Source organism: Stenotrophomonas sp. LMG 10879 (genome assembly GCF_002750935.1).
In the GTDB taxonomy this organism is placed as follows: Bacteria; Pseudomonadota; Gammaproteobacteria; order Xanthomonadales; family Xanthomonadaceae; genus Stenotrophomonas; species Stenotrophomonas lactitubi_B.
Genome location: NZ_PEJT01000011.1, coordinates 86,179 through 108,907, shown reverse-complemented (window position 1 = coordinate 108,907; position 22,729 = coordinate 86,179). Strand labels below are relative to the sequence as shown.

The following is a 22,729-nucleotide window of genomic DNA, read 5'->3' as shown; positions in this document are numbered from 1 at the left end:
CCACGCACCGCGCCCCCGGGCCGGTGACCACCCCCCATGCAATGGACCATCATGCAGACCCGATACCTGACGATCGCCGTGGCGATCGCGCTTTCCGCCGCCAGCGCCCACGCCGCTGAAGCCACCGACGCCACCGCCGATACCGCGCTGAGCGCGCAGACGCTGGATACCGTCTCGGTCATCGGCCAGGGCGAGACCCGCCAGGTGCAGCGCATCACCACCGTCGACAAGCAGGTGCTGCCGCCAGGTACCAGCGGCCAGAAGATCCTCGACCGCCTGCCCGGCGTGTCGGTGCAGTCCAACGATGCGTTCGGCGCAAATGAAGAATCGCAGACCATCAGCCTGCGCGGCTTCGACAAGAGCCGCCTGGGTTACACCATGGATGGCATTCCGCTGGGCGACAACAGCTACGGCAACTACAACGGCCTGAGCATCGCCCGCGCACTGATCGCCGAGAACCTGGCCGGTGCCGAGCTGTCGCAGGGCATCGGTTCGCTGGGCGTGGCCTCGACCAGCAACCTGGGCGGCACCATCCAGTACTTCTCGATGGATCCGTCCACCGAATTCGGCGGCCGCGCCAGCATCACTGCGGGTGATGACAACCAGCGCCGCGGCTACCTGCGCGTGGACACCGGTGACATCAACGGCTTCTCGGCCTATGTCTCCGGCGTGCACCAGGACCAGGACATGTGGGCCGCGCCGTACCAGAACCAGACCACCCGCCAGTTCAATGCCAAGGCGGTGTGGAATGTGGGCGACAACCGCTTCGGTGCCTTTGTGGCCACCTCGCGCGCCAGCCAGGCCAACTATGCCTACCTGTCCAAGGACATGCTGGCGCGCGGCCTGGGTTATGACTGGAACATCTATGCACCGGACTGGGACCGCGCCGTTGCCGCCGCCTATTGCGCGCCGGGCACGCTGAACCGCAGCAAATGCCAGTTCAGCGGCGGCGTCAACAGCATCGACGATGCGTACTACCAGAGCCGTGCGCTGCGCGACGACAACCTGTACTCGATCGACGCCGACATCCGCCTGGGTGAGCAGGGCCGCCTGAAGCTGCTGGGCTACCACCACGAGAACCGTGGCCAGGGCCACTGGTGGGCACCGGGCCAGCCGTCCTACCCGGGCACCGACAAGATGCTGCCGATCTCGATCCGCAGCACCAACTACACCATCAACCGCGACGGCATTACCGCAGCGCTGTCGTGGACGCTGGGCATCCACGAACTGGAAGCCGGTGTGTGGTACGAGCAGAACGACCATAACGTCTCGCGCAACTTCTACTACATCAGCGGCCCGTTCCTGGATGACCTGTATCTGCAGAACCCGGACCGCCGCCTGTTCAGCCAGGACTTCGACATCCGCACCCGCCAGTTCTACGTGCAGGACCGGATGCGTTTCCTCGACCAGCGCCTGACCGTGGATGTGGGCATCAAGAGCCCCAACACGCGCATGACCGCCAAGGCCCAGCCGGGCGTGGAAACCAGCATCGCCTCGGGCACGCTGACCGCCAAGGAATCGGTGCTGCCGCAGCTGGGCGTGGGCTTCAAGCTCAACGCCAACAACGAGGTGTTCGCCTCGTATGCGGAGAACATCGCTGCCTTCGTCGGCGGCGGCAGCGGTGGCCCGCTGCAGGTGTCGCCGGAATCGTTCGCGGCCAGCGCCGGCCTGGAGCCGGAGAAGTCCAAGAGCCTGGAAGCGGGTTTCCGTACCTTCGGCGAGAAATACCAGGCCTCGATCGCGGCTTACAACGTGAAGTTCGACAACCGCCTGCTGTCGCTGAACCCGTGCTCGAGCATCGAAGTCGGCACGCGTCCGGAGTGCGTGACGCGCTTCATCAACGTCGGTTCGGTGAAGAGCCACGGTGCCGAACTGACCTTCATTCTCAAGCCAGTTGATGGCCTGCAGTGGTACAACGCGCTGTCCTGGAACAAGACCACCTACGAGGATGACTACACCTCGGGCGGTGCGATCGTGCCGGTGGCTGGCAAGATCACCGTGGACACACCGCAGCGCATGGCCTCCAGCGAGATCAGCTGGAACCGCGACGGCTTCTTCGCCAGCCTGCGCGCCAAGTACACCGGCAAGCGCTACTACACGTACACCAACGACCAGTCGGTGCCGGGCGTGACCACCTTCGATGCGGGCGCCGGCTACGACTTCGGACCGGGCATGGGCCTGCGCAACGTGCGGGTGTCGTTGAACGCGACCAACCTGACCAACAAGCGCTATGCGGGCCAGTTGAGTTCGTTCGCACCGACCGATCCGAAGGGCACGCGCTATGCGATCCATGCGAGTGCGCCGCGGCAGGTGTTCATGACGGTGGCGGCGGAGTTCTAAATCAAAAGCGGGCGCTGCGGCGCGGGGATGCCGTAGTGGGGCGAGGTGGGACGGGCCGAGGCAGGACACGCCGCAAGTACGTCCCTGTAGGCTCGGTCGGCGCATCCATGCGCCTCACGGTCCTGCCTCGGCCCGTCCCACCTCGCTCGACAGTTTCCCGCTCCGGCGCGGAGACAATGAGAAGCAAGGGCAAAAGCAAAGAGCCGGGCGTTGCCCGGCTCTTTGCTTTTCAAGCTTTTCAAACGTAACCCCTCTGGTGGATTGCTGGCCGTCTCGCAGGAAATTGTCTGGAGCGGGGGGCTTGCGCTGGCCAGGACCGTCCACGGCATGGATGCCGTGGCCGAGCCTACAGGGACGTACTTGCGGCGTGTCCTGGCCAGCGCAAGCCCCCCGCTCTCCCCGATATCAATCAAGACGCCATAAGCCGCCAACGCATTTCATTCCGGCGCCAGCTGGTCCATCCGGATGCGGTTGGCGAACAGCGAGAACGCCAGCATGCCGGCCAGGCCGTTCGCCCGGCTCATCCAGTGCGGCAGCCAACGCGGTGGCTTCAGCACGCCCGATTCGAACAGCGGCGCGAACGCGATCGCATCGGTCAGGCTCATCTTGCCGGCGAACAGCCAGCGGCAGACCTGCAGGCGATCCTCGGCCAGCATGTGGCGGAAGAACGTGTGCACCGACACCAGACCGCGCAGGTACACCGTGTCCTTGGTGAAGGCCAGGCCACCGCTCGGCGGCACACCGCGGAATACCCGCTGCGCCGAGGCGAAGCTCTCTTCCGGGTTCTGCCCGGCATCGCAGAAGTAGCGGAACACCTCGATGAAGTCCGCACCTTCGCGCGCCATCGCGATCGCCTCGGTACGCAGGCTGATGCGCTTCAGTCGCTCGATGTCGATGCTGCCGGTGATCTGTTCGGCGAATGTCGCCAATCCTTCCTGGGTGGCCGTGACCCGTGGCGAGGACAGCGCCAGGCTCGGCAGCACCGGCTGCGCGCGGCCGTTCAATGCGGTCAGCGAATGCACCAGCGCTTCGTGGTGGAACAACTGCGCGCGGTCGTAGGCGCTGAAACGCGCACTGGTGCGCAGGCGGATGCGGGTCGGTCCGGCCGCTGCCTTGGAGACCAGCTCCGGATCCAGCTGCACCTGGATGATGCGTGATTCGAAGAACGCATCGAGGTCATTCTGCAGCTGCAGCTGCAACGCGATCGCCGAAACCGGCACCTGCTCTTCCGGCGCCAGCAGTTCGTGATCCAGTTCGGCAGCAATCTGGATGAAGTGGCGCGCTGCATCGCGCGTGCTCGGTCCGTTGCCGGGCAACGGTTGCTCGGGTGACCCGAACAACTGCACCGAACAGGCATCCACGGCCGCGGTACCGAGGCCTTCCAGCAGCTGTGCAGCCAGATCCCAGCTCTGCGCGGACTGCCGCACGTAATGGCCAAGCGGATGGCTTTCATCGCACTCGGCAGCGAGGGCGGCCAGTGCACGACGCTCGTCGCTGAAGTCCAGCTTCGGGTAGTCGACCACCGGCAGCGTCGGCTGGCCGCGCGCAACGCTGTCCAGGAAGGGTGCTTGCAGGGTTGCCGGCCAGCTGGTCAGGCCCAGCAGGCGGATGCCTCCTACGGCCTCGACCAGGCGCGCATCGAGCGCTGCATGGTGGGCCACGTCACGGTCCAGCGTCGCGGTCGGTTCCATGGGCGGACTATAACGCTCCGCTCTTGCTTTGGTAGGTGCCAACCTTGGTTGGCAGCCGCCAACGGCGGGCTTCGGATGCGTTCGTGCCAACCAAGGTTGGCAGCTACCAGAAGCAGGCAGCAGCGGGATCATTGCCGGGGGCAGAGCCCATTGCGGCGCAATGGGATCCGACCCCGCGATCCAGGTCAACGCCTGCGCGGCTTGCCCGCGGGGCGGAACTGCTGGCCCTTGCCTTTCCTGCCACCGCGCTCCTGCGCGGTCTCGGCCTGGCGCACGGCCAGCTTCGCGGCGGCGGCGGCCACTTCTTCCTTCAACTTGAAGTAGTTCTGCAGCCGGCTCTCTTCAATCTCGCCGGCATCGATCGCCGCACGCACGGCACAGCCGGGTTCCTGCTGGTGCATGCAATCGCGGAAGCGGCACTGCGCGGCCAGCGCTTCGATATCGGCGAAGCCGCCTTCGGCCAGCGTCTCTTCGCCGGTCGGCTTCAGTTCGCGCATGCCCGGCGTATCGATCAGGCAGGCGCCCATCGGCAGCGGCATCAGTGCGCGGTGGGTGGTGGTATGGCGGCCGCGCGAATCGTTGGCGCGCACCGTGTTGGTCTTCATCCGCTGCTCGCCCAGCAGCGTGTTGGTCAGCGTCGACTTGCCCGCACCGGAAGAACCCACCAGCACCACCGTGCGGCCCGGGCCCAGCCACGGCTCCAGCACTGCAACACTGTCCGCATCCAGGCCGTTGATCGCGTGCAGCGCGATGCCCTGCAGCTCCAGTTCTTCCAGCACCGCCAGCGCATCGTCGCTGTACTCGGTCTGGTCGGCCTTGGTCAGCACCACCACCGGTTCGGCACCGCCACCGCCCACCAGCAGCAGGTAGCGTTCAATACGACGCGGATTGAAGTCCGCATCCAGCCCGCAGACGATGAAGACGGTATCGATGTTGGCCGCGATCACCTGCTGGTGGTAATGCTCACCGGCAGCGCCACGCTTGATGGCGGTACGTCGCGGCAACAGGGCGACGATGCGGATGCCGTCCAGCAGCACCCAGTCGCCAACCGCTGGCCGTTCGTGGCTGGGGAAGCGCGGGCGCTGCCATTCCGGCAACGATTCGGCCTTGATCGACGCCTCCGGGCCATCCGCCACCACGTAGTGGGTGCGGTGCTGTTCGATCACCCGCGCCGGGTGGGCCTGCGGGTGCGCAGCCATCACGGCCTGCCAGTCGGCCTGCTGCGGCGGGCCCGGCCAGGGCCAGCCAATGGTCTGCAGGGCGGTGAAATCGGGGGTCTGGGTCATCGCCGCCATTCTACCTGTGCGATGCCGCCCAGCCCAATGTTGGCGGGCCCTGCAGCCCTTGCCATGCGCTGCAGCAATTCCGCTACCATGGAACCCCCATGCCTTTTGCGGCCCACCGCCCATGTCCACTCCCTCGCCCAAACCCCTGGTCATCCGCGAGCGCCTTTCCGAAGTGCGCTACGAAATCCGCGGAGAACTGGCGCGGCGAGCCCGGGAGCTGGAAGCGCAGGGCCACAAGCTGATCAAGCTCAACATCGGCAATCCCGGCGCGTTCGGCTTCCGTGCACCGGAACACCTGCAGCGCGCCATCGCCGATGACATGGGCCGCACCGATCCGTACACCCACCAGCAGGGCCTGCCGGTCGCCCGCGAAGCCATCGCCGCCGCCTACGCCCGCCGTGGCGCACCGGATGCCCACCCCGACCGTGTGTTCGTCGGCAACGGCGTCAGCGAGCTGATCGACCTGTCGCTGCGTGCGCTGCTCAACCCGGGCGACGAAGTGCTGGTGCCCTCGCCGGACTACCCGCTGTGGTCGGCCTCGACCATCCTCAACGACGGCCGCCCGGTGTACTACCGCTGCGCCGCCGAGAACGGCTTCCAGCCGGACCCGAGCGAGATCGAGACGCTGGTGTCCTCGCGCACCCGCGCCATTGTGCTGATCAATCCGAACAACCCCAGCGGCGCCAGCTACCCGCGCGAGCTGCTGGAGCGCGTGGTCGAGATCGCGCGCCAGCACAACCTGCTGCTGCTGGTCGATGAGATCTACGACCAGATCCTGTACGACGACGCGGTGTTCCAGCCGGTCGCACCGCTGGCCGGTGACCATCCCTGCCTGACCTTCGGCGGCCTGAGCAAGGTGCACCGCGCCTGCGGCTGGCGCGTGGGCTGGGCCCACCTCAGCGGCGACGACGCACGCCTGGGCGACTTCCGCGCCGCGCTGGACCTGCTGGGCGCGCTGCGCCTGTGCGCCAACGTGCCGGGCCAGTACGCCATCGACGCCGCAGTGAACGGGCCGGACACCATTTCCGAGTTGTGCGCACCGGGCGGCCGTCTGTATGAAACTCGCCGTGCCGTGATCGAAGCCTGCGAGACCAGCGAGCATCTGTCGCTGGTCGCCCCCGCCGGTGCGCTGTACGCGTTCCCGGCCGTGGTCGGCGCCGCCGCCAAGGGCTTCGACGACCACAATTTCGCGCTGGACCTGATGAACAACGACGGCGTGCTGGTGGTGCCGGGCTCGAGCTTCAACGTGCCTTACCGCCACCACTTCCGCGTGACCCTGCTGCCAGAGGCGTCGGTGATGCGCGACGTGTTCGCCCGTATCGATCGTGCCCTCGCCCGCCGTGCCGAAGACGCCACCAAGGTGGTGCCGCTGAAGCCCCGCCGGTCGGTGGCTTGAGCGATGGGCTTGTCGTATCTGGCCCTAGGCGATTCCTACACCATTGGTGAAGCGGTCGCGGTCGACGGTCGCTGGCCGCATCAGCTCGCCGCCGCGCTGCGCGCGCAGGGCATCGATCTGGCCGACCCGCAGACGATCGCCACCACGGGTTGGACCACCGACGAGCTCGACGCCGGCATCGACGCAGTGGCGCCGCGAGGGCCCTTCGACTTCGTCAGCCTGCTGATCGGCGTCAACAACCAGTACCGCGGGCGCCCGCTGGACGAGTACCAGGTGCAGTTCCAGGCCCTGCTGCAGCGCGCGATCGGCTTTGCCGGTGGCCGCGTGGACCACGTGCTGGTGCTGTCCTTCCCGGACTGGGGCACCACGCCGTACGGTGCAGGCAGCGGTCGCGACCTGGCCCGCGTCGAGCTGGAGACCGACGAGTTCAACGCGGCTGCCGAGGTGATCAGCAGCCAGCAGGGCGTGGCCTTCGTCGACATCACCGATATCAGCCGCGACAACGCCGCTGACCCTACGATGATCGCCGAGGATGGCCTGCACCCGTCCGCACGGATGTATGCGCTGTGGAGTGCGCGTGCGCTGCCGGTGGCCGCGCACCTGCTGGGCAGGACGGACTGATCCGATGGACGGCACGCCACGGAACGGCACGCCTCTGCCCTGCTCGCCGCTTGATGCCGGACAGGCGCGCCTGATCGCCGAGTCCTTCCGGCCGATGCAGGCCTGGGGCAGCCGCCGCGATTACTACTACACCCGCGGCAAGCTGGGCAGCGACCCGCTGTATGACGGCGTACTGCAGCACCTTCCCGACGACGGCCAGCCGGTACTCGACCTGGGCTGCGGGCTGGGCCTGTTCGCGCACGTGCTGCGCCAGCGTGGCCGCCAGCAGGCGTACCTCGGGATTGACGTGGACAGCGACAAGATCGCGCGTGCGCAGCGCGCCGGCACCGGCCTGGCCGATGCACGTTTCGACTGTCTGGATGTGCAGGCACCCTTGCCGGCGCATGCCGGGCATGTGTTGCTGCTGGATGTGCTGCAGTACCTGGACGAAGCGCCGCAGTTGGAACTGCTGCGCGCGGTGAGCGCGCGGGTCGCACCCGGTGGCCGCCTGCTGCTGCGCACGCCGCTGGCGACCGGCGACCGCCGCGACCGCACCACGCGGGTGGCTGATCGCCTGGCCTGGCTGGTCGGCTGGATGGGCACGCGACCGCGTCACTACCCGGATCCGCAGGTGCTGCAGGCCACGCTGGCCGAGGCTGGATTGCGGGTGACGGCACCACGGCCGCTGCATGGGCGCACGCCGTTCAACAGCTGGCTGCTGGTGGCTGAGCGTCCGGGAACTGCGGCCAACGGCTGAGCCCCTCGTGGTGCGCGGCGGTCTACGAGGGCTGCCCGGGCGGGATGGGCTGCGCGGGGACGCCGTGAACCCCTCCTTGGGGGCTTAGCCGCGCCATCCATGGCGCGGATACCCCGCACAGCCCATCCCACCCGGCCACGGACGGTTTACGGGCGCGTCCACCACGGAAGACAAGAGAAAAGCGAAGCGCAAACGCGGGTCGCTTCGCTCTTGCTGCGTCTGGCGCTCGCCGGGCGTGGCCCGGCGCTACCGGTCAGCCGGGCGGCAGTTCGGCCTTCAGGCCGCGCTCGTCCAGCGCCTGCAGCACGCGTTCGATGATGGCCAGGTTGTGGCCGTGGGCGGCACCTTCATGCAACAGCACGATCGCACCCGGCCGCAGGTCGGGCAGCAGACGTGCCAGCACGCCGTCCGGCGTGCAGCCGACGCCGTCGTAGCCGCGGGCGCTCCAGCCCACGCGCACCAGGCCCAGCTTGCGCAGGACCGGCGCCACGAACGGGTTGGTCATGCCCACCACCGAGCGGTACCAGCGCACCGGTCGCCCGCTGACCGCCTGCAGCGCCTGCTGGCAACCTTCGATCTCCGCCGCCATCGTGCCCGGGCCCAGCCGCCAGAAGCGCGCCTGCGGGTGGCTGTGGCTGTGGTTGCCGAGGTCGTGTCCACGACGCAGGATCTCCTCCACCAGGGCCGGATGCGCCAATGCGCGCTCGCCGACCAGGAAGAAGGTCGCCCGTGCCTGGTGCCGGTCCAGCAGATCCAGCACCGCCGGGGTCTCTTCACTGGGACCGTCGTCGATGGTCAGCCAGACGTGGTTGCCGGCATCGGGCAACCGGCTCAGCACCGGCGCGTAGAAGCGGCTGTTGGGCAGGAACACCGGCACCATGAACAAGGCGTGGCTTGCCACCATCACGGCCAGGCCCCAGTGCCAGCCCGCCAGCACCCAGATCAGGATCACAGCCAGCTGCGACAGCAGCAGCCAAGGCACCCAGCGCCAGGGCCGGGTCGGGATGCGATGCAATGTTCCTGCGCTGGTCATTCCCCATGATGCCATGGGGGGTAGAATTGATGATTCGAATTTTTCGGACCCATGACTGCCATGTCCCTCGATCCCGCCCTGCGTTCGCGCATCGAAACCATCCTCAACGACAACCGCGTCGTGCTGTTCATGAAGGGCCAGCCGTCGATGCCGCAGTGCGGTTTCTCGGCCAAGGCCGTGGGTGCCCTGCAGGACCTGGGCGTGGAGTTCGCCCACGTCAACGTGCTGGCCGACGCGGAGATCCGCGAAGGCATCAAGGCCTATGGCGACTGGCCGACCATCCCGCAGCTGTACATCGACGGCGAACTGGTCGGCGGCAGCGACATCGTGCTGCAGATGGCCGCCAGCGGTGAGCTGAGCAGCGTGCTGGGCCTGGCCGCACCGGACCGTACCCCGCCGCGCATCACCGTTACCCCGGCCGCAGTGGAAATGCTGAAGGGCGCGCTGGCCGATTCGCCGGGTGCGTCGCTGCAGCTGGGCATTGATGTCCGCTTCCAGCCGAACTTCCAGCTGGCCCCGTACGACGAAGGCGCGATTGCCGCCGAGTCCAACGGCCTGCGCGTGCAGTTCGACCTGGCCAGCGCCCGTCGCGCCGACGGCATCACCATCGACTGGGTTGACGACATCCGTGGCAAGGGCCTGGCAATCGACAACCCGAACGCGCCCAAGCCGGTGCAGGAAATCAGCGTGCGCGATGCCGACGACCTGGTGCGTGCTGGCAACGTGATGCTGGTGGACGTGCGCCCGGCCGAAGAACGCGCCATCGCCGCAGTCGGCGTGCCGTTCAAGAGCTTCGATGGCAACGGCCGCGCCGAGCTGGAAGCCCTGCCGAAGGACACCGCCCTGGCCTTCCTGTGCCACCACGGTGGCCGCAGCGCGCAGGCCGCAGAGCAGTTCCGTGCGCTGGGCTTCAGCAAGGTGTTCAACGTCACCGGCGGCATCGATGCCTGGTCGGACGACGTGGACAGCGGCGTGCCGAAGTACTGATCGGCCGCAGTTGATACCCACGAAAACGCCGGCGAAAGCCGGCGTTTTCTGTTGAGCCCATCCACGCATGGCGTGGATCTACTCCTTCCGGTTTACCCGGCAAAACCGCCTTCGGCCAGGTAATCCAGTTCTTCCGGCGACGGCATGCGGCCAAGTACCGCATTGCGGTGCGGGAACCGGCCGAAGCGGCGGATGATGTCGCGGTGCAGTTCGGCGTACTGCAGGTATTCCTTGTCACCCAGCACGTCGAACATCGCGACCGAGCGGTCCTGGTCCAGCGGATCTTCGGAATGCTCGAACGGCAGGTAGATGAAGGCGCGCAGCTTGGGTACCAGCTGCAGGTCCAGCCCCTCTTCGATCGCGCGCATGGCGTAGTGCCGGGCCAGGCCATCGGTGGCATAGGAATGGGCCGTGCCACGGAAGCAGTTGCGCGGGAACTGGTCCAGCAGCAGCATCAGCGCCAGCGCGCCCTCGGCGCTGCTCAGCCAGTGCTCGCGCGCGCGCGATGCGGCGGCATGGTGTTCGTCCGCGAACAGCGTACGGAACCGTGCGTCGAACGCATCGTCGCGGGCGAACCACTTTTCAGGGCCCGCGTCTTTCCAGAATTCCACCACTTGCGCGGCAACGTCCATCACCTACTCCCCAGGGCCGGCGCGCCGCGCCAGGCCATCATCATCATTCGTCGAAGCGCAGGTGGCGGACCGACTTGCCGTTGCGCCGGATAAGCTTAAGCGCCTCGATGCCGATCTGGATATGGTTTTCCACGAACTGCGAGCTGACCTTGGCGTCGGACGCCTCGGTTTTCACCCCGTCCGGGATCATCGGCTGGTCTGAAACCAGCAGCAGGGCGCCACTGGGGATGTGGTTGGCGAAGCCGGCAGCGAAGATCGTCGCGGTTTCCATGTCGATGGCCATGCAGCGCATCGCCCGCAGCCGCTCCTTGAAGGCCTCGTCGTGCTCCCAGACCCGGCGGTTGGTGGTGTAGACGGTGCCGGTCCAGTAGTCGTGGCCAAGGTCGCGGATCATGGTCGAGACCGCACGCTGCAGGGCAAAGGCCGGCAAGGCCGGCACTTCCGGGGGCAGGTAGTCGCCCGAGGTTCCCTCGCCGCGGATGGCCGCGATCGGCAGCACCAGGTCGCCCAGTTCGTTCTTGCGCTTCAGCCCGCCGCACTTGCCCAGGAACAGCACGGCCTTGGGCATCACGGCAGACAGCAGATCCATGATGATCGCGGCATTGGGGCTGCCCATGCCGAAGTTGATCATGGTGATGCCGTCGATGGTGGCGCTGGCCATGGGCCGGTCCAGACCGATCACCGGCGCACCGGTCAGCGCCGAGAACGTATGCAGGTAGCCCCCGAAATTGGTCAGCAGGATGTGCTGGCCGAATTGGTCCAGGGGCACGCCGGTATAGCGCGGCAGCCAGTTGTCGACGATGTCCTGCTTGCTCTTCATGGGCGCTCCGCTGCGGCGTGGGGCCGATATTGTAGGCGCCCGCCTGCCTCACCACACCTGGCAGCGGCAACGAAGAAGGGCGGCCCTGCGGCCGCCCTCCCGGGGATTCCCTTGGGAACCGGATGGCTTAGAAGCGCACCGACCAACGCAGGTTGGCGCCATGGTCGCGGCTTTCATCGCCGAACTGGCCGGTGTAGCCCAGTTCCAGCTGCTGGTTGGCCGTCAGCCAGGCCGACAGGCCCAGTTCGGCCACCACCGCGCTGTCGGCGATCGGGGCGCCGCTGACCACGAAGGTATCGCCGCCGCTGGCAAAGCCCAGCCTGGCCGCCGGATTGCGGTCGCCCGAAGCGTGGCGGTAGCCCACCCCGCCGCGCACGTGCAGCCAGCTGTCCTGCTGGAACGAAGCCTTCAGGCCCTTGTCGAAGCGCACACCGGCAGTAGCCAGGGTGGTGCGGGTATCGTCGACGTTGCCTTGCAGGGCCGCTGCACCACCACGCTCGTTGACCGACTTCATGTCCACTTCAACGCGTGCCACCTGCAGGTACGGCTCCAGGCCGGCCTCGCGGCCGCCGAAGCGGTAACCCGCCTCGATGAAGGCCTGGCGGGTACGCCCGTCGTAGCGCGCGCTCAGCGTATCGCTGTAGCCGGCGAACGCCAGCTCACGGGTGCTGTCGACCTCGTGCTCGCTCCATGCCAGCCCGCCACGCAGGCCGAAACCGCCCCAGTTGTGACTGGCGTAAGCACCGAAGTGGGTGTTGTCGATCTTCGACTTCGCCCGACGGCCGTCCTGCTGCTTGACGTCGGTACGGCCGGTGCCGGCCAGCAGGCCCACCTGCCAGCCGCCGAACTGGCGGTCCACGCCCACCAGCAGCCCGTTGCTGTTGGCCTCGGTGCGGGCCGTGTTGGCATTGCCATCCAGCCTGCCGTTGCCACCGATTGCCTGCACCCAGACACCGGTCGCGGCCGCTTCGTCACCGCCCGGCGAGGTCGCCCCGACACGACGCGACAGCGCCGCATCGCGCACATGGCGGCTGCCTTCAACCAGCGCGATCGACGCGGCTGCATGCAGTTCGCCGCTGAGGCTGTCCAACGCTGCACCCACCTGCTGCGGGAACAGCGTGGTCAACGGCCTGGGCAGGCCCTGGTTGATTGCCAGGGTATCGGCCACGACAGCGACGGCACGCTGGTTGTCGGTGGTGGCCGAGCTGGCCAGCGCGTTGCCGCGGGTCACTTCGATGCGCGCGCCGCTGGCACCATAGGCCAGGCTGAACTGCATGAAGGGCGAGAATGCGCTGAAGTCGGTGGTGGCGAACTGCCCGCTCACGCCGCCATCGGCGCGGATGAAGTTGAACTGCTCACCCAGGTAGTAGATGCCCGGTTCCGGCAGCGCCACCAGGGTGCCGCCGAGGGTGGCCGTGCCGGTGACATGCAGCTGGTCACTTCGGCTGCCCGGTGCCACCTCGGCCTGGTACACGCCGGTGGCGGTCTGCACGTAGTTGCCGTTGATGGTCAGCGTGCCGATCGAGTTGCCCGGGGCGATGACACCCGCCACCGTGGTATCACCCAGCTGGCCAACCCCCTTCAACGTGCCCTTCTCGCCCACGTAGGTGTGGCCACCGCTCTGCACGCCGTTGAAGGACACCACGCCGCCGCTGACGGTCAGGTTGGAACCGTCGAGCACGCCACTGGCATTGATGCGGCTGCTGCCACCCAGGCTGTTCAGCGCAGTGTTCTTCAACGTGCCATTGAGCAGGAAACTGCCGCCGGCCACGTCCACCGCGCTGGTCAGCGCATTGACGCCGTCAAGCTCCAGCACGCCCTCGCGCACCACCGCGCCGTTGAAGCTGTTGTCGCCACTCAGGCGCAGCCAGCCGATGCCGCTCTTGGTCAGCTTGCCCGGGCCGCCGATGTCGTTGGTCCAGTCGTCCCACGCATCGCCTTCCCACACCTTCAGGCCACCGGCCTTCTGGTTCATCACCACGTTGGTGTCCACGCGCAGCGAGCCATAGCCTTCAATGGCCTTGGCCAGGTTCATCATGCCCCAGCCGTAGACGTCGTCCACACCCGCCGCGCCGAGGTCGGTGGCGGTGGTCAGCAGCACGTCGCGCACCTGCGCGTTGTCCAGGTACGGGAAGCGTTCAAACAGCAGGCCCAGCGCGCCGGTGACGTGCGGTGCCGCCATCGAGGTACCGGTCATGTCCTCGTAGGCATAGGTCGGCATGCGCTGCTGGATGTCCAGACCGATAGCATTGCCGGTCTGGAACGGTGTACCGATGATCTGCGAATCGGCGCCGTAGGCAGTGGAGGCGATGTCGCTGCCCGGCGCCGCCAGGCACCAGTTGGCGCTCAGGCCACAACGCATGGAGCTTTCTGCCAGCACCAGGTTGCGGTCGACGTTGACCACGCTCAGCCAGTACGGCTCGAGGTCGGCCTGGACGCGCGGCAGCGTGGCGTGCACGCCGGCAATCGGCGCGTCTTCCGGCGAGATGTTGTACGGATAGGTATTGCCGGCAGCCCACACCTGGATCATGCCGTTGGCACGCGAACCATCGCCGATGATCTGGAAATAGTCGTCGTAGGCTGGATCGTTGAAGAAGTCCGCGTCCTGCTGGTCAGCGGTGGTCGGCTCGTTGGTGAAGCCCCAGCTGTGGTTGACCGCGCGCACCTGCTGCGCATTCAACTGCTCGTACAGGTCGGCAAACACTGCGTCGGACGCACCAATGCCGACCGAGCCATTGCGGTACTGGTTGGTCGACGGATCGACGTCCCAGACGGTGAGGCTGTTGAAGAACAGGCGTGCCACCGAAAGATCGGCGCCAAAGGCAACGCCGTGCGTGCCGGAGCCATCACGGTTCGCAGCGATGGTGCCCGACACGTGCGTGCCATGGGTGTTGTAGGCCAGACCTTCGAACAGGCCCTGGCGATTGACGTTGTCGATGTTCGCCTGGTCCATGTCGAGCAGGGTCATGTCGATGGCCACGTCATTGCCATCGCTGCTGAAGCAGGCATCCGGTCCGCTCAGCATGGTGGTGTTGGTGCACGACGATCCGTCAGCCAGGCGATCGGCCAGGTGGATGCTGCGGTGGTTCTTGCCGGCGAATTCGGAGTGGTCCAGCCCGGTACCGCTGTCGAACACGCCCAGGCGGATACCTGCACCGGTCAACCCACGCGCGTATGCGGCGTCGGCATTGACGGCCTGCAGGCCCCAGTCGCGGTTGAACTCGCTGGTGCGCCAGCTGGCGCGATCAGCGGGGGCGCCCATCACCGGCTGCGGCTCGCCGCTGGCCATCGGCGCGATGCTGATCGACGGCGCGAGCGATGCAGAGGCAGGCGCTGCGGTGACGACCGGACGCGCCAATGCCGCCTGCAGGCTGCGTTGGTACTGGTAACGGGACAGATCGTCGGTGTTGCCCTGGGCCAGTGCCGGCAGGGTGGCTGCCATCAGCAGCGAGCCAACGATGGCCGATGCGAGGGGGGAAGGCAGGAAGGAACGACGGCGAGAGGTGGAGCGATACAACGTTGCAACGGTCATCGGGGATTACGTCCTTGATTCCATGGATTGTTTCAGGTGCTGCTCCCTCATGGAGCACGGTGGGAACACCTTCGCGGCGCGTCAGCGCGCGCTCACCCGCATGTCGCTATCGACGGGTGTCCTTGCAACTTAATATATTTTTCACATGTGCACTGTCGGGAAACTCCCCACATCGCCCCCTGCCCAAGGTCACTTGGCAAGCAGGCCAGTCCCCGGCTAGCGTCGGTGGGTTGAACACGCTGCCAAGGGGATCTGCATGACATCGACGTTGTTGCGCGCCGGGTTGGGACTGGCGCTGGTATCGCTGAGCACGGCGCCGGCCGTGGGCGCTTCGCGCTTCGTCGCCGATCCCTACCCGAGCACCTACCAGGCGCATCCCGATGGGCCGCTGCTGATCCAGAACGCCACCGTGCTGACCGGCACCGGGCAGCGGCTGGACAACGCCGATGTGCTGCTGCGCGATGGCCGCATCGTCGCCGTCGGCGATGCGCTGCAGGTCGATGCCAGCGTCACCCGCATCAACGCGGACGGCAAATGGGTGACCCCGGGCCTGATCGACGTGCATTCGCACCTGGGCGTCTATCCCAGCCCTGGCGTCAGCGCGCACAGCGACGGCAACGAGATGACCGCCCCGGTCACCGCCAATGTCTGGGCCGAGCATTCGGTATGGCCGCAGGACCCCGGTTTCCAGGCGGCGCTGGCAGGCGGAGTGACCAGCATGCAGGTGCTGCCCGGCTCGGCCAACCTGGTCGGTGGCCGCGGCGTAACGCTGAAGAACGTGCCTGCCACCACCTATCAGGCGATGAAATTTCCCGGTGCGCCGTGGGGCCTGAAGATGGCCTGCGGCGAAAACCCCAAGCGCGTCTACGGTGGCGGCAAGGGCGTGGCACCTGCCACGCGGATGGGCAACGTGGCCGGTTACCGCGCAGCCTTCATCGACGCGGCCGACTACATCGCCAAGAACCAACCGAAGCCGGCCAAGCGCAAGGGCTGGTTCGGCAGCGACAAGGGCGACAGCGCCGGTGACGCCGGCGGCAAGCGCGACCTCAAGCTGGATACCCTTGCAGGCGCGATCCAGGGCGATATCCGCGTGCACATCCACTGCTACCGCGCCGATGAAATGGCCACCATGCTCGACCTGTCCAAGGAATTCGGTTTCAAGGTGGCCGCCTTCCACCATGGTGTGGAAGCCTACAAACTGGCCGACCGGCTGGCTGCCGAAGGCGTGTGCGGGGCACTGTGGGCCGACTGGTGGGGCTTCAAGATGGAGGCCTTCGACGGTATCGCCGAGAACATCGCGCTGGTCGACCGGCCGAAGAACAGCTGCGCCATCGTCCACTCCGACTCGCCCGAAGGCATCCAGCGCCTGAACCAGGAAGCGGCCAAGGTGATGGCCGCCGCGCGCCGCGCGCACATGCCGGAGATCGCGCCGGAACGTGCGATCACCTGGATGACCGCCAACGCCGCCAAGGCGCTGGGCATCGAAGCGCAGACCGGCACGCTGGAGGCCGGAAAGATGGCCGACGTGGTGATCTGGAACGGCAACCCCTTCAGTTCGTATGCACTGGCCGAGCAGGTGTTCGTCGATGGCCGCCGTGTGTACGACCGCAGCACGCCAGCGGCGACGCCGCGGTCGGATTTCCAGCTTGGGCAGGAGCTGCGCTGATGGGCATGTTCAAGGCAATGGCGAAATCTGCCGCAACGCTCGGCGCAGCCGTCATGGCGCTGGCCTGCATCGCGCCGCCTGCGCAGGCGCAGGACCTGCTGGTGCGCGGTGCGACCGTCGCTACCGCCAGCGCACGCGGCAACGTGGAGGACGCCGACGTGCTGGTGCAGGGCGGCATCATCCGCGCGGTGGGTCGCGGCCTGTCCGCATCGGCCGGCGTGCCGGTGGTCGAGGCGAAGGGCCGCACGCTGACCCCTGCCCTGTTCGGCGGCATCACCGAGATCGGCATCGAGGAAGTGTCCGGCGAATCGAGCACGGTCGACAGCGCGCTGAAGATCGGTGAGCAGCCCCTGCGTCCGGAATTCGACGTGACCCTGGCCTACAACCCTGCGTCGGTACTGATTCCGGTGGCACGCCTGGATGGTATCGGCTTCACGGCGCTGGGCGCGGCCACCGGCGGCGGTTTCGTCGCCGGCCAGGGTGGCGTGGTGCGTTTCGATGGCAGTGCCGACCCGATCGGCCCGCGCGCCCTGTTCCTGCGCCTGGGTGCTGCTGCATCTGAACTGACCGGGCAATCGCGCGCGGCGCAGTGGATGCTGCTGCAGCAGATGGTCGATGAAGCGCGTGGCCAGGTCGCCGCCGATTCGCCGCATGCGCTGCTGACCCCGGCCGGTCGCCGCACGCTGGCGCGCTATCTGTCCGGCCAGGGCCGCATCGTGGTGGAAGTGGACCGCGCGGCCGACATCCGCCAGCTGTTGCGCTGGGCAGCCCGCGAAAAAGTGAAGATCGCCATTGCCGGCGGTGCCGAGGCCTGGCAGCTGGCACCGGAACTGGCAGCGGCCAAGGTGCCGGTGTTCGTCGACGCACTGGGCAACCTGCCGGCGACCTTCGACCAGATCGGCGCCACCCTGGAAAACGCCGCGCGGTTGCAGCGCGCCGGCGTAGCGGTGGCCTTCGCACAGCGCGACGATGCCTCGCACAACGCGCGCAAGATGCGCCAGCTGGCCGGCAACGCGGTGGCCAATGGCCTGCCCTGGGCCGACGGCCTGGCCGGACTGACCCGGGTACCGGCCGAGGTGCTGGGCGTGGCCGACCAGATCGGCAGCATCGAGCCGGGCAAGCGCGCCGACCTGGTGCTGTGGGAAGGGGATCCGCTGGATGTGGCGCACTATGCCGAGCAGGTCTGGCTGGGCGGCCGTGCGATGCCGATGCGCTCGCGCCAGACCGAACTGCGCGACCGCTACCTGCAGCGCAACGCGCAGCCCTGACCGCCACAAGGAGCCACCGATGCCCACCCTGCGCTGGTATTTCGACTTCGTCTCGCCCTACTCCTACCTGCACTGGCAGAAGGTGAAGCGGCTGCCGCAGTTCGAGCACATCCAACCGGTACCGATCGCCTTCGGTGCGGTCCTGCACCATCTGGGCAACCTGGGCCCGGCGGAGATCCCGGCCAAGCGCCGTTTCATGTACCGCCAGCTGCTGTGGACCGCGCAGGCCGAGGGCACCCCTCTGCGCTTTCCGCCCGGGCATCCGTTCAACCCGCTGGCGGCCCTGCGCCTGTGCCTGGCCGCGGGCGCCAGCACCGAGGCGGTGGATGTGCTGTTCGACTGGATCTGGCGCGACGGCCACGCGGCCGACAGCGCCCCGGCCCTGCGCGACCCGGCCGCCCGGCTGGGTATCAGCGACGTGGAAGCAGCCATTGGCGAGCCGGCAATCAAGGAACAGCTGCGACGCAACACCGACGCAGCGATCGAGGCTGGCGTATTCGGCGTGCCGACCCTGGCCATCGACGGCGAACTGTTCTGGGGCAACGATACCCACCCGCTGATGGCGGCGGTGCTGGACGACCCGGGCCTGCTGGATCGCCCCGACTGGCAGCAGGCGGTGGCCCTGCCGATGGCAGTGCAGCGTAGTCGCTGAACAGGCAGTGGCGCATTTCCCTCGCGCGCCCGATCCGGTTTTGAGATAGTTTTCACATTTCCGAACCTACAACCGCCCTGGAGGGGGAGCCGCGGATGCGCATCGGAATCGTCGTCGACTCGGCCTGCGACCTGCCGCAGGACTTCATTGCCGAGCACAACATCGTGCTGTTGCCGATCACCGTGCGGATCGGCGAAGCCGTGCTCGCCGACCACCGCGACGAGCAGGCCACGCTGAGCTTCCTGCACGCGCACGTCGCCGAACACGGCGCCGAAGCGGAGACCATCCCCTTCAGCGTCAACCAGATCCGCGACCTGTTCCTGCAGCGGCTGGTGATCGACTACGACCACGTGTTCTGCATGACCATCACCAAGACCCGCAGCCCGATCCACGACAACGCGCTGCAGGCCAGCTTCGCCATCCTCAACGACTACAAGCCGGTGCGGCAGGCGGCAGGCTACAACTCGCCGTTCGCGCTGCGCGTGCTGGACACCCAGAACCTGTTCGCCGCACAGGCGGTGACGGCGGTGGAAGCAGTGCGCCTGCGTGCCAGCGACGCCAGCGTGCAGCAGATCCGCGAGCGCCTGGAGGAACTGGCCGGCAACGTGCACGGCTACATGGTCACCCGCGACCTGTACTACATGCGCGCCCGCGCCCGGCACAAGGGCGACCGCAGCGTCGGCCTGCTCAGCGCGGCGCTGGGCAGTGCGCTGGACATCAAGCCGGTGCTGCATGGCTATCGCGGCGAGACCGGGCCGGTGGCGAAGATCAAGGGTTTCGACAATGCCGTGCTGAAGCTGTTCGGCGTGGTCGGCCAGCGCGTACGCGCCGGCCTGATGACGCCCACCGTGTGCGTCAGCTATGGCGGCGAACTGGACGAGCTGCGTGCCCTGCCCGGCTACGCGCAGATGAAGGAGGTCTGCGCCGGCCATGGCGTGACCGTATACGAATCGGTGATGAGCCTGACCGGCATGGTCAACGTCGGCAAGGGCGCGGTCACCGTGGGCTTCGCCGATGGACCGCATCGGTTTGAATGAAGGCCAACCACGCATTGGAATCTGCACATCGATTCCACCGCGCTTATGCCAGCCTAGCGCCACCTCAAGGAGATCAACATGCCTGCGCAGTACCACATCAGCCTGCCCGAACCGTCCAAGGCCCGCGGCAACGACCCCGACCTGTCTTTCCATTCGCAGGGCGCCGCTGGCTTCGCCGAAGAACTGCAGAACGCGCTGCGCAATGGCAGCCTGTTCGAGCGCTGGCGCGACAAGCAGCCGGACCCGGATGCGGTGGAACCGCAGTGGGGCGCGACCGATCCGGAAGCCACCGTGACCGGTGAGCAGAAGGATCTGCGCATCAACCTGGTGGCCACCACCCGCATCGACAGTGACGTGTTCAAGCAGCGCCTGCGCCTGCTGGCCGGGCACCACTGGGAACTGCGCGACGTGCGTTGAGGCCTGGCTCTGGTAGATGCCAACCTTGGTTGGCGCTTCCGGAAAAGCTGCCCACCAAGGTTGGCAACTACCGAGCTGCCGGGCATGGCCCGGCGCTACCAGTTCGCTGTCTTTACCAGCCGCCACCCAGTGCGCGGTACAACTCCACCCGTGCAATCGCGGCCGTGGCCTGGCTGTTGGCCAGCGCGGCCTGGTTGTCCAGCGCGATGCGCTGCGTGCTCAGCACATCCAGCATGTCGACCACGCCGGCCTGGTACTGCCGACGCGCGGCGCCCAGCGCCGTCTCGCTCTCATCCACTGCCACATGCAGCTGCGCGGTACGCTGCTGTTCGGCGGCATAGCCGTCGATGGCATCGTCCACTTCATGCCAGGCCTGCAGCACGGTACGGCGGAACTGCAGCGCCGACTGTTGCTGCTGCAGCCTGCTCAACGCCAGGTTGGCCTTCAGGCGTCCGCCCTGGAAGATCGGCAGGCTGATCGACGGCCCGACGCTGAAGCGATGCGCGTTCCAACCCTCCAGGTCATCCAGCTGCCTGGCCTGGAAACCGGCATCGCCATTCAAGGTGATGCGCGGCAGGAAGCTGGCCTTGGCCACGCCGATACCCGCCGTGGCTGCATGCAGTGCGGCCTCGGCACGGCGGACATCGGGGCGACGCTCGGCCAGCTCACTGGGCACGCCCACGGCGACGGTCGGCAACGCAGGCCAGTCGCGGCGCGCGCTCTGCAACTGCGCATCCAGCGCCTGTGGCGGCTGCGCCAGCAGGAACGCCAACGCATTGCGCAATTGTGATTCGCGATGCCGCAACGGCGCGATGCGCGCCTGCAACGATGCCACCTGTGCCGCCGCGCTGGCCACCTGCAACGTGCTGGCCACGCCCTGGCGCTGGCGCGCTTCGGTCAGCCGCTTGATGTCGTGGGCGATGCTGAGGTTGTCATCGGTGATGGCCAGCAACTGGCGTGTTGCGCGCAACTGCAGGTAATCACGCGCGGTCTCCGCCAGCAGGGCGATACGCACCGCGTGCGCATCTTCCTCGGCCATCTGCACGCGTGCGTCGGCGGCTTCCACCTGACGGTGTACGCGGCCCCACAGATCCAGTTCCCAGCTCATGCCGATGCCGGCCTGGAACAACCCATAGTCATCACGACCACCATTGCCGGACGGATCGTTCAGGCCTACCTCGCTGTTGCGCGCACGCACGCCGCTGCCGGTGGCGCTGACGCTGGGCAGGCGATCGGCAGCGGTGACACCCCGCGCGGCGCGGCTCTGCTGCACGCGGTTGGCCGCCAGCTGCAGGTCGAGATTGGCCTGCAACACCCGCGTCGCCAACTGGCCCAGCAGCGGGTCGTCGAAACCGGACCACCAGCGGGCGTCGTCATCCAGCGCAGCTGACGCCACTGCTTCGCCCTGCCACCGCGTGGGCAGTTCGGCCTGCGGGCGCACGAAGTCCGGGCCCAGCGTGCAGGCGGTCAGCGCCGTGCACACCGCCGCTGCCGCCAGTACGCGTGGAAATACGCGGTTCATGCGCCCTCCCCGCCCTTGCGGCGCTGCTCGCGCTGCGCGCTCTGTACCCGCTGCGAACTCTGCAGATCCACGCTGGCCTCCACCGACATGCCGGCACGCAGCTGGCCCAGCAATGCCTGCTCCGGCTCCAGCACGATCTTCACCGGAATGCGCTGCACTACCTTGGTGAAGTTGCCGGTCGCGTTCTCCGGTGCAATCGCGGCGAATGTCACGCCGGTGGCTGGTGCGATGCTGTCGATATGGCCACGCAGCGGCATGCCGGGGAACACGTCCACCGTCAGCTCAACCTGCTGCCCCGGCTGCATGCGGGTCATCTGCGTTTCCTGGAAGTTGGCGACCACGAAGGCGCGCTGCAACGGCACCACTGCGGCCACCGGCGTGCCCGGGGTCAGGTAGGCACCGACGCGCACTGCGCGGCGCCCGACCATGCCGTCGATCGGTGCGCGCAGCTCGGTGTGCGACAGATCCAGTTCGGCGCGTGCCTGTGCTGCTTCGGCACGCTGCACCGCTGCCTGCGCGGCCTGCACCCCGGCAGTGAGGATGTCGGTGCGCTGGCGTGCGGTCGACAATGCGGCCTGCCCCTGTTGCAGGTGCGCACTGGCCACGGCCTGCTTCGACTGCGCCTGCTGTGCGTTCTGCACGGTACCGGCACCGTCGCGCGCCAGCTCGCGGTATCGCTGCTGGTCGGCGCTGGCCAGGGTCAGTTCGGAGCGACTGACATCCACGCTCGCCCTGGCCTGTTCGATCAGCGAGCCCTGCTGGGCCAGCGCTGCTTGAGCGTTGCTGAGCTGCGCACGCGCATTGGCGAGGTCGGCGCGGGCGGCCAGCAAGGCGACCTGGTAGTCACGGTCATCGATGCGGGCCAGCACGTCACCGGCTTTCACCGCCTGGTTGTCCTGCACGTCCACCGCGCTGACGAAGCCGGCGATCTTGGGCGCGACCACTGTGTAATCGGCAACCACATAGGCGTTGTTGGTGGTCTGGTGGCGGCCATCGCGCAGCAGCAACCACGCTGCACCGGCCAGCACCAGCACGCCCAGGCCGAGGCCGGCGTTGAGATACGTTCGATTGATTGTCATGAGGGGATTCCTGC

At 67.5% G+C, this 22,729-nt stretch carries 18 protein-coding genes; 10 read left to right on the top strand and 8 right to left on the bottom strand.

The genetic code is table 11. The features are described 5' to 3' along the window. Positions 1 to 51 precede the first annotated feature (51 nt). On the top strand, positions 52 to 2,340 hold the full coding sequence (locus CR919_RS16825) for a TonB-dependent receptor (protein WP_099820987.1): 2,289 nt from the start codon (positions 52 to 54) through the stop codon (positions 2,338 to 2,340). 437 nt (positions 2,341 to 2,777) lie between these two features. On the opposite strand, the gene CR919_RS16815 is transcribed toward CR919_RS16825, so the two are convergent. Both CR919_RS16815 and rsgA read right to left on the bottom strand, forming a co-directional pair. After that, positions 2,778 to 4,031: a flavohemoglobin expression-modulating QEGLA motif protein gene (locus CR919_RS16815; protein WP_093817976.1), complete on the bottom strand. Its 1,254-nt coding sequence runs from the start codon at positions 4,029 to 4,031 to the stop codon at positions 2,778 to 2,780. Between the two features lie 185 nt (positions 4,032 to 4,216). Continuing rightward, positions 4,217 to 5,317: a ribosome small subunit-dependent GTPase A gene (gene rsgA / locus CR919_RS16810; protein WP_243380266.1), complete on the bottom strand. Its 1,101-nt coding sequence runs from the start codon at positions 5,315 to 5,317 to the stop codon at positions 4,217 to 4,219. 121 nt (positions 5,318 to 5,438) lie between these two features. Here rsgA and CR919_RS16805 point away from each other — a divergent pair, with 121 nt between their 5' ends. From CR919_RS16805 to CR919_RS16795, 3 genes are read left to right on the top strand one after another with little or no spacing between them, the layout of a single operon-like run. After that, entirely contained in the window at positions 5,439 to 6,713 is a 1,275-nt protein-coding gene (locus CR919_RS16805; RefSeq protein WP_099820984.1) for a pyridoxal phosphate-dependent aminotransferase, read from the top strand. Between the two features lie 3 nt (positions 6,714 to 6,716). Then, on the top strand, positions 6,717 to 7,334 hold the full coding sequence (locus CR919_RS16800; RefSeq protein WP_099820983.1) for an SGNH/GDSL hydrolase family protein: 618 nt from the start codon (positions 6,717 to 6,719) through the stop codon (positions 7,332 to 7,334). A gap of 4 nt (positions 7,335 to 7,338) precedes the next feature. Beyond that, positions 7,339 to 8,070 (top strand): methyltransferase domain-containing protein, encoded by a 732-nt coding sequence (locus tag CR919_RS16795; RefSeq protein ID WP_099820982.1) that lies wholly within the window; start codon positions 7,339 to 7,341, stop codon positions 8,068 to 8,070. A gap of 253 nt (positions 8,071 to 8,323) precedes the next feature. On the opposite strand, the gene CR919_RS16790 is transcribed toward CR919_RS16795, so the two are convergent. Continuing rightward, positions 8,324 to 9,103 (bottom strand): polysaccharide deacetylase family protein, encoded by a 780-nt coding sequence (locus CR919_RS16790; protein WP_099820981.1) that lies wholly within the window; start codon positions 9,101 to 9,103, stop codon positions 8,324 to 8,326. A 60-nt stretch (positions 9,104 to 9,163) separates the two neighbouring features. On the opposite strand from CR919_RS16790, the gene grxD reads away from it, so the two are divergent. Next, positions 9,164 to 10,090, top strand: a complete 927-nt coding sequence (grxD, locus tag CR919_RS16785) for a Grx4 family monothiol glutaredoxin (RefSeq protein WP_099820980.1) — start codon at positions 9,164 to 9,166, stop codon at positions 10,088 to 10,090. A gap of 92 nt (positions 10,091 to 10,182) precedes the next feature. Here the strand turns inward: grxD and CR919_RS16780 are convergent, their stop codons facing one another. The 3 genes from CR919_RS16780 to CR919_RS16770 form a co-directional block, all read right to left on the bottom strand. Then, positions 10,183 to 10,722 carry a DUF924 family protein gene (locus CR919_RS16780; RefSeq protein WP_099820979.1) on the bottom strand — a complete coding sequence of 180 codons (540 nt, stop codon included), beginning with the start codon at positions 10,720 to 10,722 and terminating at the stop codon, positions 10,183 to 10,185. A 43-nt stretch (positions 10,723 to 10,765) separates the two neighbouring features. Further along, complete coding sequence (locus CR919_RS16775; protein WP_025874105.1) at positions 10,766 to 11,542, bottom strand: AMP nucleosidase; 777 nt, start codon at positions 11,540 to 11,542, stop codon at positions 10,766 to 10,768. Positions 11,543 to 11,669: 127 nt separating this feature from the next. Beyond that, the gene (locus CR919_RS16770; RefSeq protein WP_099820978.1) at positions 11,670 to 15,074 is read right to left on the bottom strand and encodes an autotransporter serine protease; all 3,405 of its coding nucleotides are present in this window, start codon (positions 15,072 to 15,074) and stop codon (positions 11,670 to 11,672) included. Positions 15,075 to 15,330: 256 nt separating this feature from the next. Here CR919_RS16770 and CR919_RS16765 point away from each other — a divergent pair, with 256 nt between their 5' ends. The 5 genes from CR919_RS16765 to CR919_RS16745 all read left to right on the top strand — a co-directional run bounded on the left by CR919_RS16765 (position 15,331) and on the right by CR919_RS16745 (position 20,114). Next, positions 15,331 to 16,740, top strand: a complete 1,410-nt coding sequence (locus CR919_RS16765) for an amidohydrolase (RefSeq protein ID WP_099820977.1) — start codon at positions 15,331 to 15,333, stop codon at positions 16,738 to 16,740. Continuing rightward, positions 16,740 to 18,008, top strand: a complete 1,269-nt coding sequence (locus CR919_RS16760; RefSeq protein ID WP_099820976.1) for an amidohydrolase family protein — start codon at positions 16,740 to 16,742, stop codon at positions 18,006 to 18,008. The genes CR919_RS16765 and CR919_RS16760 overlap by 1 nt, the downstream gene beginning before the upstream one ends. A gap of 19 nt (positions 18,009 to 18,027) precedes the next feature. After that, the gene (locus CR919_RS16755; protein WP_099820975.1) at positions 18,028 to 18,660 is read left to right on the top strand and encodes a DsbA family protein; all 633 of its coding nucleotides are present in this window, start codon (positions 18,028 to 18,030) and stop codon (positions 18,658 to 18,660) included. A gap of 95 nt (positions 18,661 to 18,755) precedes the next feature. Continuing rightward, the gene (locus CR919_RS16750) at positions 18,756 to 19,697 is read left to right on the top strand and encodes a DegV family protein (RefSeq protein WP_049464775.1); all 942 of its coding nucleotides are present in this window, start codon (positions 18,756 to 18,758) and stop codon (positions 19,695 to 19,697) included. Between the two features lie 78 nt (positions 19,698 to 19,775). Then, the gene (locus CR919_RS16745; protein ID WP_025874099.1) at positions 19,776 to 20,114 is read left to right on the top strand and encodes a hypothetical protein; all 339 of its coding nucleotides are present in this window, start codon (positions 19,776 to 19,778) and stop codon (positions 20,112 to 20,114) included. Between the two features lie 112 nt (positions 20,115 to 20,226). Here the strand turns inward: CR919_RS16745 and CR919_RS16740 are convergent, their stop codons facing one another. Together CR919_RS16740 and CR919_RS16735 are read right to left on the bottom strand one after the other, a co-directional pair. Further along, positions 20,227 to 21,636, bottom strand: coding sequence for an efflux transporter outer membrane subunit (locus tag CR919_RS16740; protein ID WP_099820974.1), 1,410 nt, complete (start codon positions 21,634 to 21,636; stop codon positions 20,227 to 20,229). Then, a complete protein-coding gene (locus CR919_RS16735) occupies positions 21,633 to 22,715 on the bottom strand; it encodes an HlyD family secretion protein (RefSeq protein ID WP_099820973.1) in 1,083 nt (360 codons plus the stop codon). Before CR919_RS16735 ends, CR919_RS16740 begins: the two co-directional genes overlap by 4 nt. Between the last annotated feature and the right edge of the window lie 14 nt (positions 22,716 to 22,729).